This is a genomic window from Salinifilum ghardaiensis (assembly GCF_054491345.1).
The window spans coordinates 2,514,231-2,528,697 of the sequence record NZ_CM137101.1 but is presented as its reverse complement, the minus strand read 5'-3'; the positions used below and the strand labels follow the sequence as shown (position 1 = coordinate 2,528,697).

Annotated in this window: 16 protein-coding genes and 1 pseudogene; 9 read left to right on the top strand and 8 right to left on the bottom strand. The window is 70.7% G+C overall.

All coding sequences use genetic code 11. The annotated features are described in order from the left end of the window. The first annotated feature begins 12 nt into the window (after nucleotides 1–12). The 4 genes from ACVGV0_RS11595 to ACVGV0_RS11580 all read left to right on the top strand — a co-directional run bounded on the left by ACVGV0_RS11595 (nucleotide 13) and on the right by ACVGV0_RS11580 (nucleotide 4,590). Nucleotides 13–1,452: a sodium:solute symporter family protein gene (locus tag ACVGV0_RS11595; RefSeq protein WP_459159869.1), complete on the top strand. Its 1,440-nt coding sequence runs from the start codon at nucleotides 13–15 to the stop codon at nucleotides 1,450–1,452. After that, nucleotides 1,449–2,615: an NAD(P)/FAD-dependent oxidoreductase gene (locus tag ACVGV0_RS11590; RefSeq protein ID WP_459159868.1), complete on the top strand. Its 1,167-nt coding sequence runs from the start codon at nucleotides 1,449–1,451 to the stop codon at nucleotides 2,613–2,615. The genes ACVGV0_RS11595 and ACVGV0_RS11590 overlap by 4 nt, the downstream gene beginning before the upstream one ends. A gap of 97 nt (nucleotides 2,616–2,712) precedes the next feature. Further along, entirely contained in the window at nucleotides 2,713–3,642 is a 930-nt protein-coding gene (locus tag ACVGV0_RS11585; RefSeq protein ID WP_459159867.1) for a hypothetical protein, read from the top strand. A gap of 252 nt (nucleotides 3,643–3,894) precedes the next feature. After that, nucleotides 3,895–4,590, top strand: coding sequence for a GntR family transcriptional regulator (locus ACVGV0_RS11580; protein ID WP_459159866.1), 696 nt, complete (start codon nucleotides 3,895–3,897; stop codon nucleotides 4,588–4,590). A gap of 145 nt (nucleotides 4,591–4,735) precedes the next feature. On the opposite strand, the gene ACVGV0_RS11575 is transcribed toward ACVGV0_RS11580, so the two are convergent. Beyond that, nucleotides 4,736–6,160 (bottom strand): NCS1 family nucleobase:cation symporter-1, encoded by a 1,425-nt coding sequence (locus ACVGV0_RS11575; protein ID WP_459159865.1) that lies wholly within the window; start codon nucleotides 6,158–6,160, stop codon nucleotides 4,736–4,738. Nucleotides 6,161–6,596: 436 nt separating this feature from the next. Here ACVGV0_RS11575 and ACVGV0_RS11570 point away from each other — a divergent pair, with 436 nt between their 5' ends. Continuing rightward, nucleotides 6,597–6,800 carry a DUF4158 domain-containing protein gene (locus tag ACVGV0_RS11570; RefSeq protein WP_459159864.1) on the top strand — a complete coding sequence of 68 codons (204 nt, stop codon included), beginning with the start codon at nucleotides 6,597–6,599 and terminating at the stop codon, nucleotides 6,798–6,800. 70 nt (nucleotides 6,801–6,870) lie between these two features. Here the strand turns inward: ACVGV0_RS11570 and ACVGV0_RS11565 are convergent, their stop codons facing one another. After that, nucleotides 6,871–7,005 carry a helix-turn-helix domain-containing protein gene (locus ACVGV0_RS11565; protein WP_459159863.1) on the bottom strand — a complete coding sequence of 45 codons (135 nt, stop codon included), beginning with the start codon at nucleotides 7,003–7,005 and terminating at the stop codon, nucleotides 6,871–6,873. A gap of 6 nt (nucleotides 7,006–7,011) precedes the next feature. Between ACVGV0_RS11565 and ACVGV0_RS11560 the strand changes: the two genes are divergently transcribed. Further along, the gene (locus ACVGV0_RS11560; RefSeq protein ID WP_459159862.1) at nucleotides 7,012–8,145 is read left to right on the top strand and encodes an FAD-dependent oxidoreductase; all 1,134 of its coding nucleotides are present in this window, start codon (nucleotides 7,012–7,014) and stop codon (nucleotides 8,143–8,145) included. A 270-nt stretch (nucleotides 8,146–8,415) separates the two neighbouring features. Further along, nucleotides 8,416–8,661, top strand: coding sequence for a VOC family protein (locus tag ACVGV0_RS11555; protein ID WP_459159861.1), 246 nt, complete (start codon nucleotides 8,416–8,418; stop codon nucleotides 8,659–8,661). Here the strand turns inward: ACVGV0_RS11555 and ACVGV0_RS11550 are convergent. From ACVGV0_RS11550 to ACVGV0_RS11540, 3 genes are all read right to left on the bottom strand, one after another. Continuing rightward, nucleotides 8,634–8,855 (bottom strand): DUF4158 domain-containing protein, encoded by a 222-nt coding sequence (locus tag ACVGV0_RS11550; protein WP_459159860.1) that lies wholly within the window; start codon nucleotides 8,853–8,855, stop codon nucleotides 8,634–8,636. The genes ACVGV0_RS11555 and ACVGV0_RS11550 overlap by 28 nt on opposite strands. A 143-nt stretch (nucleotides 8,856–8,998) precedes the next feature. Further along, nucleotides 8,999–9,214, bottom strand: coding sequence for a hypothetical protein (locus tag ACVGV0_RS11545; protein WP_459159859.1), 216 nt, complete (start codon nucleotides 9,212–9,214; stop codon nucleotides 8,999–9,001). A gap of 13 nt (nucleotides 9,215–9,227) precedes the next feature. Then, nucleotides 9,228–9,692, bottom strand: a complete 465-nt coding sequence (locus ACVGV0_RS11540; protein WP_459159858.1) for a hypothetical protein — start codon at nucleotides 9,690–9,692, stop codon at nucleotides 9,228–9,230. 141 nt (nucleotides 9,693–9,833) lie between these two features. Here ACVGV0_RS11540 and ACVGV0_RS11535 point away from each other — a divergent pair, with 141 nt between their 5' ends. Next, nucleotides 9,834–10,019 carry a hypothetical protein gene (locus ACVGV0_RS11535; RefSeq protein ID WP_459159857.1) on the top strand — a complete coding sequence of 62 codons (186 nt, stop codon included), beginning with the start codon at nucleotides 9,834–9,836 and terminating at the stop codon, nucleotides 10,017–10,019. 230 nt (nucleotides 10,020–10,249) lie between these two features. Here the strand turns inward: ACVGV0_RS11535 and ACVGV0_RS11530 are convergent. After that, nucleotides 10,250–10,992 (bottom strand): annotated as a pseudogene (locus tag ACVGV0_RS11530) (SAM-dependent methyltransferase). Between the two features lie 199 nt (nucleotides 10,993–11,191). Between ACVGV0_RS11530 and ACVGV0_RS11525 the strand changes: the two are divergent. Next, entirely contained in the window at nucleotides 11,192–12,208 is a 1,017-nt protein-coding gene (locus tag ACVGV0_RS11525; protein ID WP_459159856.1) for a DUF4185 domain-containing protein, read from the top strand. A 31-nt stretch (nucleotides 12,209–12,239) separates the two neighbouring features. Here the strand turns inward: ACVGV0_RS11525 and ACVGV0_RS11520 are convergent, their stop codons facing one another. Both ACVGV0_RS11520 and ACVGV0_RS11515 read right to left on the bottom strand, forming a co-directional pair. Continuing rightward, on the bottom strand, nucleotides 12,240–13,595 hold the full coding sequence (locus ACVGV0_RS11520; RefSeq protein ID WP_459159855.1) for an MFS transporter: 1,356 nt from the start codon (nucleotides 13,593–13,595) through the stop codon (nucleotides 12,240–12,242). 158 nt (nucleotides 13,596–13,753) lie between these two features. Next, nucleotides 13,754–14,398, bottom strand: a complete 645-nt coding sequence (locus ACVGV0_RS11515) for a GntR family transcriptional regulator (RefSeq protein ID WP_459159854.1) — start codon at nucleotides 14,396–14,398, stop codon at nucleotides 13,754–13,756. Between the last annotated feature and the right edge of the window lie 69 nt (nucleotides 14,399–14,467).

Sequence of the window (14,467 nt, the reverse complement as noted above, 5' to 3'; positions counted from 1 at the left end):
AAAGAGGCGCCCATGTCCGCTGGATCCACCGGCGACATCGCCGGCATCGTCGCGGCGAGCCTGCTCGTGCTCGCCGCCGGAACCGCCATCTCGATCCACTTCGGACGCAAAGCCACGAGCGCGCGGGACTGGCTCTCCGCCGGCGAGTCGCTGCCGCTGCCCGTGGTCGTCGTCACCCAGTTCGCCACCGCCACCGGCGGCGGGGTGCTCATCGCCCACGTCGGCATCGGCTACCGCGGCGGCTGGTCGGTGTTCGTCTACGAGGGCTGCGTGATCGCCGGATTCCTCGTGCTGATGCTCATCGCGCGGTGGCTGCGGCAGCAGCGGTTCACCACCGTGCCCGACATCATCGCCCGCCTCTTCGGGCGCAGCCGGCTGATGACCGCGATCGCGGCGCTGGCGGCGCTGGTCGTGCCGTTCGGCTGGCTGGCGACGCAGTTCGTCGCCTTCGCCCAGCTGTTCACCCGGCTGACCGGGCTACCACCAGCAGTGCTGATCGCGGTGATGACGGTGGCCTCGCTGCTGTTCGTGCTGCCCGGCGGGATGACCTCGGTGGCGTGGACGGATTTCGTCTTCGGCCTGTTCATGATCATCATGTCGCTGGGCGTCGCGATCTACAGCATCCACCTGGCCGGCGGCTGGGGGCACATCACCGCCACGGTGCCGCAGCGGCTGTGGGGCTGGCAGGGCGTCACCGCGGTCGGCGGCGAGCAGATCTGGTTGTGGATCGCCGCGATCCTGCCCGGCACGCTGACCAACCAGCTGTACTACCAGCGCGTGTTCGCCACCAAACACCTCCGCGACGCGCGGCGCGGGCTCGCGCTGTCCGGCGCGGCGATGCTCATCGGCGGGATCTACGCCGGGTGCCTCGGCCTGTCGGTGCGGTCGATGCAGCCGGGTCTGGCCAACGAGGAGCACGCCGCCGGGTGGCTGCTCGCGCAGCTGCCGAGCTGGCTGATGGTGCTGTTCGGCGCGTTCTTGGTCTCCACGATCGTGTCCACCACCGGTTCGGCGCTGCAGTCCGTCGTGGCCAACCTGACCCGCGACGTGTACCAGAACATCACCGGCTCCGCCCGCGGCGAACGGCAGACGCTCGCGCTGTCCCGCACGATCACCGTGGCCGTGGCCGTGCTCGCCGCGGCCCTGGCGATCCTGCTGCCGCATGCGCTGACCTGGCTGGAGGCCAGCTACGCCTACTCCGCCGCCGCGTTGGCCGCGCCCGTGTTCCTCGGCTACCTGCTGCACCGGCGCCGTCGGCTGACCCCGGCTCCGGCCATCGCCGGCATGCTCGCCGGAGTGCTCGGCTGCGCCGCGGCGCAGCTGGCCGGTACGACCGTGCCGTACGCGGTGTACGGCATCGCCGCCTCGACCGCCGTGCTGGTGGTGTCCGCACTGGCCACCTCCGGCGGGCGAAGCGGGCAGCCCCACGACGAGATTGCGAGGAAACCTTGAAGATCGCGGTGATCGGACTCGGTGTGCTCGGCGCGAGCGCGGCGCGCTCGCTGGCCCTGCAGGGGGCGCAGGTGACGGTGTTCGAACGCAGTGCCCCGCTCGCGGGCACTTCCGGCACCTCGTTCGCCTGGACCAACTCGCACGGCAAGAACCCGCGCGCCTACCACGACCTCAACGTCGCCGGCATGCGCGAGCACGACGCCCTCGCCGCCGAACCCGGGCCGGTGCCACCGTGGTTCGCCCGCACCGGCAACCTCGAGTGGGCCGAGGACGAGGCCGGGGCCGAGCGCTTGAGCTCCGCGGTCGCGGCCCTGGCCGACCGCGACTACCCCGTGGCGTGGATCGGCCCCGACCGCGCCCGCGCGCTCGTCCCGGACCTGCGCGTGCCCGCCGGAGTCGACCGGATCGCCCACTACCCCACCGAAGGGCACGTCCTGCCCGCGCTGCTCGTCGCCCGCCTGTGGGGCGAGGCGGCCGACCACGGCGCCGAACTGCGCTGCCCCGCAGCGGTCTCGGCGCTGTCCGAGCGGAGCAGCGGAGTGCAGGTCACCTGCCCCGAGGGCACGGCCGAGTTTGACGCGGCGGTGCTCACCACCGGCCGCTGGACCGAGGAACTGACCGCCGCGGCCGGGTGCCGCATCCCCATGGCCGCCCCCGAGCGGCCGGGCTCGGCCGCGGTCGGATTCCTCGGCTACACCGCTCCGGTGCCGAGCCGGCTGGACCGCGTGCTGACCACGCCGCGGCTGAACGTGCGCCCGGACGGCGGCGGTCGCCTCGTCGTGCAGGCGCTCGACCTCGACACCGCGGCCGACCCGGCCGACCCGCCGCAGGGGGACGGTCCGCACGCGCAGCAGCTGCGCCACCGGCTGGCCGGCCTGCTCGCCGGCTGCGGTGGTGCGCGGTGGGAATCGCTGCGCGTGGGCCAGCGGGCTCTGCCCGCCGACGGGCTGACCGCCGCCGGGTTCCTCGGCGCCAGCGCGCGGACCTACGTGCTGACCACGCACAGCGGCATCACCCTCGGTCCGCTGCTGGGCCGGCTCGCCGCGGACGAGCTGGTCACCGGCGCGCCCGCGGAAGAGCTGGCGCCCTTCCGGCCGGACCGCCTGGCCGACCGCGGCGACCTGCCGGAGCCCGCCCCGGCCCGCCGCCCGGGCCAGCAGTGACCCGCCGGCCGGGGTGTCCGCAGCGGTGATCGCCCACCGCGCGCGATAGGCTGGCCGGTCCAGGTCCGAGGTGCGGCTGCTGACAGGGGGTGCTGGCGTGGTCCGCGAAACACCGTGGCCGGACAAGGTCGTGCCCGCCGACGGCGAGCAGGGCCGCCGTGCCACCGAGGCGTTGTTCCGCGAGTTCCAGTGGAACGAGCCGCGGCGCAGCAGCGTGCTCGACTACCTGCAGCGCTGGTACGACGCCGGGTGGAGCCCGCAGGCGGTGAAGGTCGCGCTGCAGTCCACTCCGGACGGTGCGCACCAGCGGCCGCGGGGTCCGGGCGAGGACGTCGAGCACTTCCTCAAGGACCGCCTGCGGCCCTGGTACGCCGACGAGGCCGACTCGGAGCGCGGATCCCGCCGGGCCCCGCCCCGTCAGGGGATGGACTACCAGCAGTGGTGGCGGATCGCCCAGGCCGATCGGGAACGCAGCGGCGTCCGCCGCCGGCAGCGGTTGGGCCGGCGCGGCCGGCGCGCCCGCGAGCAGGCCCGGCGGCAGGCGAGCACCGCGCGCAAGGACGCGCTCACCCGCGGTGCCGAGAAGGACGCGCGCATCGCCGGCGCGTTCGCCTCCCTCGACGACCTGCTCAGCTCCACCCCGGGCGGACGCGTGCCGACCGGCGGTGCGGCAGAGCCCGCGGCCGCACCGCGGTCCCGGTCCCGCATGGCCGCGGCCTACGCGGGACGGCGGTCGACGATCTCGCAGCACCCCACGATCCGGCGGATCGTGCAGCGCCTCGTCGACGAGGACCGCCGCCCCGGCGACTCGGAGCGGCAGGTGCTGCGCAACGCCCTGTCCGAGGCGAAGGCCCAAGCGGCCCTGGGCACGCTGGAAGCCAGCTGCGCCGCCGAGACCGGCGAGGAGCTCAGCGACAGCGCCCGGCGCATCCTCGGCTACCTCGACCACGCCGGCGACGAGAACGTGCCGCTGGAGGCGCTGCTGGTGCTGCTCGACCGGCACACCGCCCGTCCCCGCGGTGGCTGAGCCACCGCCCCGGCGAACGCGGCGCGAGCTTGACGCGAGACCTGGATACCCCTATATTTTAGAATTCAGAAAAATAATTCCGTATTACGAAATCCCGGAGGATCGCGGACAGCAGGACGACCGCCACCGCACCGAGACATCGCAGCAGTTCGGAGCAGTCGAGGCCACCCGGTCCCGTGCCCGCGCGGCGCGATCCGACTGCGCGCCCCGGCGCGAGCGCCCCGAACCGAGGTGAGCGACGAGGAGGAATGCGTGTCTGCCGGGAGGTTCAGCACGGACTCGCGCGCCCCGTTGCGCGAACGGGTGCGCAACACCCTGCACGCGCGCATCGCCGAGGGCGAGTTCCGCCCCGGTGACCGCCTGCTGGAACACGAGATCGCCGCCGAGCTCGGAATCTCGCGGGTGCCGGTGCGCGAGGCCATCCGGATGTTGCAGAGCGAGGGCCTGCTCGAGGTGCTCCCCCGCAGGGGCGGTGTGTTCGTGCGGAGCCTGCATCGGCGCGAGATGGAGGAGCTCTTCGACGTGCGGGAAGCCCTCGAGGTGCTGGCGGCGCGACGGGCGGTCGAGCAAGCGGCCCCGGGCCAGGCGGATCGCATGGGCGAGCTCGTCGCCGAGGCCCGCGAGGCGTTGCGAGCGGGCGACCTCGAGGGGATGTTCCAAGCCAACGCGGCCTTCCACGACGAGCTCGTCGCGCTCTCCGGCAACGACTTGCTGATGTCGATGCTGGAACCGCTCCACGGCCGCTTGGCCTGGTTGTTCCGGTTGAACCTCGAACCCGAGCGGGTGTGCCGGGAACACGCGGAGCTGCACGCCGCCATCGCGCTCGGGGACGCCGAGGCCGCTGCCGAGGTGGCCCTGCGGCACGTGCGCTCCAGCCGGCACATGGTGCTCGAGCACGTCATGAACGCGGCTGCGGGGGCACCGGAATCCGCGCACCAGGCGACGTGAATCCCGCCCGGCGCGGTCGTGGTGGTGACGTTGACGACGAGAACGCGCGCAGCGGACCTTCCCGCTCATCCCCCGTTCGTCTCCGCGGGAGCGAGCCGCGTCCTCCGCTCGCGCTCGGGGCGGGAACCCGCGGAGCCGTTCGTCCCTACTCGGAGGCCACGGCGATGGACTCGCCGTCCACATCGCGCGCGTCGGGTTTGCGGTCGCCGATGACGACGTAGAAGACCGCCCCGAGCAGCGCCCCGATGAACCAGGAGAAACCGGAGACAGCGCTGAAGGCGGGCACCAGTGCCAGCACCACGGCGATCGCGGCCGAGGGGATGAACGCCCACACCGCCTTGGGGTTGTGGCCGCGCCGGTAGTGGTACTCGCCCTGCGCGTCCTCGGTGTAGAGGTCCGGGACGTTCACCCGGGTCCTGCGCAGCAACCAGTAGTCGGCCATGATGACGCCGAAGAGGGGACCGAGCAGCGCACCGAGCCCGCCGAGGAAGTAGTTCACCACCACGGGGTTGTTGTAGAGGTTCCAGGGCAGGATGACCAGACCGATGAGTGCGCTCACGACTCCCGCTCGGCGGAAGTTCAGGTGCCGCGGGAAGAGGTTCACGAGAACGTAGATGGGCGCCACGAAGTTGGCCAGCAAGTTCACGGCGATCGTGAGGACGATCAGGGCGACCGAGGCCGCGACCAGCAGGAACATGTTGGGAATCGTCTGGACGATGTCGGTGGGGCTGGTGATCACGCGTCCGTTCAGCTTGAACTGCGCCCCGCTGAGGACGACCACGATGACCGCGAAGAAGAGCATGTTCACCGGGATCCCGACCAGGTTCCCGCGGACGATCGACTGGCGGCTCTTGGCCGAGCGCGTGAAGTCGCAGAAGTTCAGCACGAACGTCCCGTAGATCACGACCCAGAGGGCGGCGCCCTGCAGGATCTGCAACCACATCGCGCCACCGGTCAGCGGGTCCGCCGTGGACAGGGAGAGGGAGCCGCCCGCTTTGATGAACAGCCAGACCGCCAAGCCGCACATCGTGATGAGCGTGGTCGGCGCCGCTATCGCCATGTACTGGCGGATCACGTGCATGCCGTAACTGACGATGACGACTTGAACGACCCAGAGAGCGAGGAAGGTGATCCAGCCGAGCAGCGACAATCCCAGCACCGCCTGGTCCTCCAGCACTCGCGCGGAGGGGAACATGGCCACCAGCAGCGTGCTCAGCACAGCCGACGCGAGGTACGTCTGGATCCCGAACCACGCGATGGCGACCAAACCTCGGACGCCTGCCGGTATCTGCGCGCCCTTGATCCCGAAGGCGATACGACTCATGACGGGGAACGGCACGCCGGTCTTGTGCCCCATGTAGCCGGACAGGTTCAGAAGCAGGAACAGGAAGACCGAGGCGAGCGCGAAGGCTGCGAGGATGCCCCACACGTTGAGGCCGAGCGCGAACAGGCCGATCGCGAAGGTGTAGTTCCCGAGGCTGTGCGCATCGTTGGCCCAGAGCGTGAAGACGTTGTAGGCGCCCCAGCGGCGCCCTTCCCGCTTCGTCGGAGCGAGATCGTAGCTGTACAAATGGGAGCTGGTAGCTCCTCTGGTTTCCACAGCCGACTGCTCGTCCGTGGTTGTCATCTCCCGCCTCCAAGTTCCACTGGGCAGTGTTCGGTTTTCTCGTCTCCGGCACAGCTCGACGGACGCACCGCGGGAGGGAGACGCACCGCCCGGCCCGGGCGGATCCGAGGCCGAGCCAGATCTCGGCCGCCTCCGCGGCCGAGGGAGCCATCGCCGTCAGGACGCGCCCGGTTGCCACTTGATTCCGTATTGCGAAAGTATACTTTCGTGTGATGCAAGGCACGTTAACCGTGCTCTCACTCCACGTCAAGACTGCTCCCGAAGGGATCGGACCGGGCTCCACCAACGAGGGGTGCCTGTAAGGACCGTGTCACCAGCCGCAAACGGGGTGTGCGGCCCTGATCAGGAGGGTGGAGTGGTTGGGCGGTAACGTCCGCGCGTGGCTCAGGAGCCGGATCAAGAGGAGCTGATCGATCGCTGGGTGGCCGGGAAACGCGGCCCTCCCCGGCTCGGGTTCGCTCTGATGCTGCGGTTCTATACCGAGCGGGGCAGGTTTCCCCGTGGCCGGCATGAACTTCCTGACGCTGCGGTGCAGCACGTGGCGCGGCAGGTGGACGTGTCCGCATCCGACCTGGGGCTCTAGTAGGGCTTTGTTAAGGGGTCTGGGGAAGAACCGGGACAGATTGATTGAACGCTAAGCCCTTGATCGCAGGTCAGCGTGGTTGCCCGTCTGGGCCGCGCTGGAGGGTGCGGTAGACGGTCGGCCGGGATACGGAGAACAGCTCGGTGAGGTCGGTGATGGTGTAGTCGCCGCTGGCGTGCATGCGCCGCAGTCGCTCCGCGATCATGTCCTGGTGAGTGTTCGGAACGTCCTTGTGGTCGGCGCGGGTATCGCGGGTTCGACTCTGGCCTACTGGTTGGCGCGTTATGGGGTCGAAACAACCGTTGTCGAGCGAGCAGCAGGTCAGCGTTCGAGCGGGAGCCCGGTGGACGTTCGTGGTCCCGCCCTGCCGGTGGTCGAGCGGATGAACTTGCTGGGTCCGTTGCGCGAGGCGGCCACGCTCGCGCGCTCGCTCACCGTCGTGGACAGCAGCGGTGGTCGGGTCGGCTGGATCCCCTCCCAAGCCAGCGCTGACGCGGTGGAGATCCCGCGGAGCACCCTCGCCGGGATTCTGAACCGTGCGGCAAGTGCGCATGCCGAGGTCATCTACGACGACAGCGTGCTGACCTTGCACGACGACGGGCAGGGCGTGGATGCGACCTTCGAACGGTCCGCGTCGCGCCGGTTCGATCTCGTGGTCGGCGCCGACGGGCTGCACTCGCGGGTGCGCCGACTCACCTTTGGGCCCGAGTCGCAGTTTCTCACCCACCTTGGCCTCTACATCGCCACGACGCCCTTGCAGCAGGCTTCGGCCAACCGGACGGTGCTCATGCACAACGCACCTGGCCGGGCGGTCGCGGTCCATCCCACCGCCGGTCGCGAGATCGCGGCCTTCATCTTCCGCGGTCCTCAGCAGTCGAACTTCCGCGACCAGGGCATAGATCAGAACAAGCAAATGGTGGTCGACGCCTACAGCGGTATGGGATGGCGGGTGCCCGAACTCCTCAACCGAGTCCGGGACAGCGAGGACCTCTACTTCGACTCCGTCAGCCGAGTACGCCTCGACTCCTGGGCACAGGGCCGTATCGTCCTTGTCGGCGACGCAGCGAGCTGCGTCTCGTTGCTCGGCGAGGGATCCAGCATGGCCATCGCGGGCGCAGCCACCCTCGCGCACGAGCTCGGCACCTACGCGGACGAGCCCGCTGCAGCATTGCGCCGCTACGAACACGCGCATCGGAAACGAGTTGTGCGACGCCAGCGTGGCGTCGCGATCGCGTCCCGTCTACTCGTCCCGGCGACCCGTGCAGGAACCACCGTCCGCAACATCCCGTTCCGGCTCTGGCCGGTCCTGGCGTCAGTACGTAGAACCGAGCGACGTCCTAGCTAGCACGTCCGCGGCGGGAGCGATGCTCGAGATAAGAGCTGCTCGTTGGGAACGGCACGGTTGGTTCGGGTGTTTCGATTGACGTGACCAGCCAGGACGAAGCTCGCCAGATGAAGCGCCAGCGCGCCGACTCGTCAGACCTTGCCGAGCCCCGGGTTCTCATCCGCGTGTTCCTGCACCCCCGGGCAGCTCGAGGATGGCGTCGCGTTCTACGAGAAGCTGCAGGGCACTGGGGCCGACGCCCGATGGTCGTACCCGGCCAAGAACCTACGGTTGGCCACGGTCGGCGCTTTCGTGCTCATCGAGGGCGGCGACGAGGACCTGCGCCCCTTCCGCAGCACCACGGGCACGCTGCTGGTCGATGACGTACAGCCCTACTACGACCGACTTGTCGCCGAAGGCGCAGAAATCATCTTCCCACTGCAGCACGTGCCCACCGGAGCAGCGTTCAACGCACGCCACCCTGACGGCACGGTGGTCGAGTACGTACATCACCGCCCCACCGGAGACGAGCGCTGACTGGCCAGAAACCGGGACATCCTCATCCCGAAACGCGTCCGCAAGACCACTGCGCCCACGGGAAACCGACCACGAGCAGCGAAGAACTTCAGCAACAGGGCAAAACCCAGCTTCGCCGCGCCACGCTTGCCCGCCACCCGGTCCAGATCGTCACCGATCAGCGTCCAGTGCTCGACCAGCTCGTCCTGATCCAACTCCGCGCCATGCACGAATGCTACCGATCACCCGAACCGAAACGAATGGCGGCTCATGACCCGTTCCTGACCGGCACCCCGCCTCAGGACAGCCTCGGTGGCCCGCACCGGTCCGGCGCGGGCCACCGTCGTACGAGGTGCTGTTACCCAGCCGGCGGGGTGCGCCGCTTGCGCGTGAACCGGTTGGCCAGGTGCAGCAAGCCCCACCCCACCAAGAACAACGCCACCAACGCACCAGCCAGCAGCCACGTCATTCCGAGGCCGTCGCGCAGGGCAAACACCAGATACATCAACAGCGTCAGCTCGAGCGCTTCCCAAAACGCGGCATGCCCAGGCGAGACTCGGTCCTCTTCCGTCACGGTCCGCCGCCCATCACTTCGGGCCCATCTGGACGATCAACCAGATGATGGCCCCGGCGACCTCGCCGCTGATCTTGCGCGCCACCGGCTTGCTGATGAACGGCACCACGCCGGTGATGCAGCCCACGCAGGCGTCGACGACGAGGTCCTGGGCCTTGCCCAGCTCATTGTTCTTGACGTAGTTGCTGATCTGGCCGATCACAGCCCCAGACAGCGATCCCCACACGCACCGGGCGATGACAGGCAACGCCGCCGCGACGATGGCGGGCAGGGCCTTGGCGGACGGTCCTTCGACCTCGGCCTGCGCCTGGGCCAGCCCATCGCGCAGGGCCTGTTCCCGACGCAGGAATTCGGCGCGCAACTCCTCGTCGTCCGGAAACAAGCACTCAGCGGCCTGCTCGGGCGTCGCATCAGCCGGCACGGACTCCAGCTTGCTCTCGACCGCGTCGGCGTCGAACTCGGTCACTGCTTCACTCACGGGTGTTCCTCCCCCATCGTTGTCCTTCCCCAGTTGTCCCCCAGTCACCCGGGCAGAGTTCGATCTTGAACTCTGATCATCAGGATGCCAGACCGCCCCACTCACGCGAGGGAAACCACAAAAATCGCCCGCACGCATCACGTGCGCCGCCACGCACCCGCGCACCGCCTCCTCGGTGTCCTCGGCGAGCTGCACGCGGTCGACGCGGCGGCCACCTGCCGCAAATGCCCCTCCCACGACGAAGACGGGCAGATGGCCTTCACCTTCACCGAACCCGAGCCCGAGCTGGCGCTGTTCCCCCTCGACGAGCCCGCCAGGCGGCAGTAGTCGCCAGCCGGTGGTGCACACCCGCCGCCGAGACGTGATCATCGTGGGATGAACAGCAACAGCGAGCGCCCGCCGATGTTCGATCGAGCGCGCGAGGACGTGCGCGGGACTGTCAGCTGGTTCTGACGGACCCCACTGGCGTCGGTCGATCGATGTCCTTGAGCTCGATCCGGGAGCTGAACCGGAGATTCAGCCGCGACGGCTCGCTGGGGCGAGGAGATCGACCGGGCTCACTGCAGCACGCCGACGGCGGCGTAGCTGTTGGACCGGCGGGCCTGCGCGTCGCTGACGGGCGCGTCGGGGCGCCAGGCGGCGCTGGGCACGACTCCGGGCTCGAGCAGGGTGTAGTCGGTGAACAACGCGGCGATCTCGTCGCGGTCGCGCAGGTGCAGCTGCGGCGTGCTGGTGCGGGAGAACACCTGCTGGGCGCCGTCGCGTTCGGCGTCGGTGAGTTCCAGGTCGGCGCTGTGCGAGACGACCAGGGCACTGCCGGGCGCGCACGCGGCGCGGTAGGTGGCCAGCAGCGCGGTCGGGTCGGCCTCGACGATGTCCAGCACCGCCACGGCCAGCACCGCCACGGGCCGGGTGAAGTCCAGCAGCCCGCTCACCCCGGGGGCTTGCAGCACGCTCCGCGGTTCGCGCAGGTCGGCCCGGGTGACCGTGACGTGGGAGGCGCCCTGCAGCAGGTGCCGCGCGTGGGCCACCGCGGTGGGGTCGATGTCCACGTAGGCCACCCGCGCGGCCGGGTCGGCCGCTGCGGCGATGTCGTGCACGTTGCCCTCGGTGGGGATGCCGGAGCCCAGGTCGAGGAACTGGTCGATGCCCCGGTCGCACAGCGCGCGCACGGCGCGCAGCAGGAACGCGGTTGATCTGCTACCCACGCCTGGTTGCCGGGGAAGGCGGCGAGCAGCTGCGCCACGGCCTCGCGGTCCACGGGCAAGTTCGCCGACCCGCCCAGCAGGTGATCGTACATCCGGGCGATGTTCGGGGTGGAGGCGTCCACCCCGGGCAGTGCGGAGGGGTCCACGGGCTCGCTGGTCACAGGGGCACCTTTCGCTGCGGCAATGCTGCTTTCCGGGCGGCGGGCGCAGCGCCGCGCCCGGCGAGGTCATGCTGCGGCCTGCGCGGCCGCGGCGGCAACACGGGTGGCACGACTGCGGCACAGTGGGGGCATGGTGCGCACGCGCAAGATCGCCGATCTCACCGGGCCCGGGCTGACCGACGCGTTCGGCATCGGCGGTACGGACCTCGGCGTGGTGACCACGGCCCCGGACGGGCGGCTGGTGGCCGTGTTCGGCGACACGTTCGAGCACGCCACGGTGGGCGGGCCCGGCTGGCGCTCGCCGGTGGTGCTCTTCGCCGAGGCCGGCAGCGCGCTGGAGGGACTGCGGTGGACCGGATCCGGCGGCGACCGCACCGCCCGCGCGCGGCAACTCCTCACCTACCCCAGGGCCGGGCTGCTGCGCCGACCGCGGTGCTCCACGATCCTGCCCACCGACGTGCTCACGCTCGGTGATGCGATGTACCTGCACGTCATGGCCTGCCGCGGGCTCGGCAACGTGCTCTTCACCGACGTGCTGGTCTCGCGCGACAACGGCGAGACCTGGCGCCGGGCGGGCGTCGAATGGCCCGGGTCGGCCTGCGGCGGGCTGTTCCAGATGCTCACGTGGGAGCTGGCCGACGACGGCTACGTCTACGCCTACACCACCGGGTTCCAGCGCAACGCCGGGCTGCTGCTGCACCGCGCGCCGGCCGAGGCGCTCACCGACGCGCGCGCCTGGCAGCCGTGGGGTTTCGCCGAGGGCCGGTGGGCCTGGGGCAACGCGGCCACGGTGACCCTGCCCGGCGCGCACGGTGAGCTGTGCCTGCGGCGGGTGCCCGGACCGGACGGGCGGCGGCACTGGCTGCTGGTGTTCTTCGACGCCGGTGGTTACCGCATCGACGCGCTGCTGCTCGACCGGCCCAACGCGAACCTGCACGAGGCGCCGCGCGCCACCGCGCTCGCGGGCACGGCCTGGGACGGCGAGGACCACGCCACCGGCCGGGTGGCGCAGCTCTACGGCGGCTACGTCGTACCCGGATCCACTGTGGACAACCTGCACCTTGTGGTCAGCCAGTGGAACACCAGCACCAACTGGCCCTATCGCGCGATGCAGTTCGCCACCGACCTCTCCGAACTGCTGCGGTGAGCGCGGCGGCCCGTCCGCCGAGCTCACCGCCCTACAGCGGCGAGAGCTCCGACTCGGCGGAGGACAAGTCCCAGGAGCGCCGCCGAATCCGCACCGGGACCTCGTCGCCGCGGTCGATGGCGGCGAACACCGCACCGCGCGCCCGGCGCCACCACACCAGCACGCGCCAGGCGCCGACGAGCAGCACCGCCACGACGGCGAGCAGCGCCACGCGGTACTGCCCGCCGGAGACCTGCACCAGCATCCCGACCAGCAAGGAGGCGATGGTCGTCGCCACGAAGCCGCCCACGTTGACCACGCCGGTCGACGTGCCGACCCGGTGCATCGGGTTGTAGTCGCGGGCCAGCATGAAGCCCACCGTGGACACCGGACCGCCCAAGGACAGCAGCGCGAAGGCCGGGAGCAGCACCCCCAGGGGGATCGAACCGGGCCAGCTGAGCAGAACCGCCCACACCAGCAGCGCCCCCATCAGGTAGGCAGCGGTCAGCGGCATGCGCACCCACGCCTTGCGCGCGATCACCGCCCCCACCGCGGGACCGCCGAACATGGAGCCGAACACGAACACCATCAGCACGGCGCTGGCCGCGGCGGGCTCGAATCCCTGGCCCTGCACCAGGAACGGCACGCCCCACAGCAGGGTGAGCACGTTCGGGGCGAACATCGTGGAGAAGTGCACCCAGAAGCCCAGCCGCGTGCCGGGCACCCGCCAGGCACCCGACACCTGCTGCAGCAGCGAACCGGAAGCGCTCCCCTCCTCGGACCGCGTCGCGTGCGCGGTCGCCGCGCGCGGCGCGTCCCGCAGGCTCAGCGCGGCGACCGCGGCGAAGGCGGCCGTGCACAGGCCCACCACGAAGAACGTGGGCGTCCAGCCCTGACCTGCCAGCGCCATCGCGAGCGGGACGGTCGCGGCGAGGTTGCCGACGTAGCCCATGGCCGTGGTCAGCGAGGTGACCAGCGGGTAGCGCCTGCCGGAGAAGTGCGCGGCGATCAACCGCAGCACGCTGACGAAGGTCAGCGCGTCCCCGAAGCCGAGCACCCCGCGGGCGAGCAGCCCCGTCGGGTAGGACTGCGCCGCGGCCAGCAGCACCTGGCCGAGGCCGAGGAACAGCAGCGCCGCCGTGAGCACCTTGCGCGGCCCGAAGCGGTCGACCAGCACCCCGGTCGGGATCTGCATCGCCGCGTACACGCCGACCTGCAGCACGGTGAACGTGCCCAGCGCCGCGGGACCCACCGCGAAGCGCTCGGTCGCGTACAGGCCCGCCACGCCGAACGAGGTCCGGTGGAACACGGAGAGCAGGTAGATCAGCGCCCCGACGATCCAGATCAGCCAAGAACGAGTGCTCGCACGGTTGTGCTCGCGCTGCTGCGGCGGCCGTGGCCGGGACACTGCCTCTCCTCCCGCTCGACGTCACGCACCTCCAATGGTTATATCGGCTAACCAACCCCGTGGCTTACGCGTGGCCGCGGTAAGCTTGCCCACATTCGCCGGAGCACCCGGGGCTGCGCGGTCACCGGTGGTGTCCCGTGCCCGGCGCCGCTGCCGCGTCACCGCTGGTGGGCGGCGAGCACGTGAGCGCGGGCCCCGTCGATGTGCGCGGTGATCACCTGCCGCAGCGCTTCGGCGTCGCGCGCCGCGAGGGCATCGACCATGCGCTGGTGCTCCTCGTCGATGCGCTGCAGGTCGTGCCCGGAGCGCACCCACCGGCGGCTGTAGGGCTCGACCAGGTGCAGCAGCTGGTCGACGAACCGCAGCGTCAACCGCCGGTCGGCAAGCTCGTAGATGTGCCGGTGGAACCGGTAGTTCACCGCGGCCCGCGCGTCGGCGTCGGCGCCCTGGGCGCGCATCCGGTCGGCGAGCTGCTGCAGCTGCTCGCGGTCGCGGTCGCGGCAGCCGCGCACGACGTCCTCGGCGAGGCCGGGTTCGAGCTGCCGGCGCAGGTCGAACAGCTCGGCGATGTCGTCGCCGTTGAGCTCAGCGACGGTCATGCCGCGCGGGTGCACCTCGACGAGTCCTTCGGCGGCCAGGGCGTGCAGCGCCTCCCGCAGCGGGATGCGGCTGACCTCCAGCTCGGCGGCGAGGTGCTGCTGGATCAGCCGCGTACCGGGCGGCAGCTGCCCGCTGCGGATGCAGCTGCGCAACTGCTCGGCGATGGCCGCGGCGCTGTGGGGTGTGTGGGCAGCACGGATCACGGGCGCGAGAATACTGGTTGAACCGGACGCAGCGTCTGTATACACTCGCTGCCCACTGCGGCGAGGGGA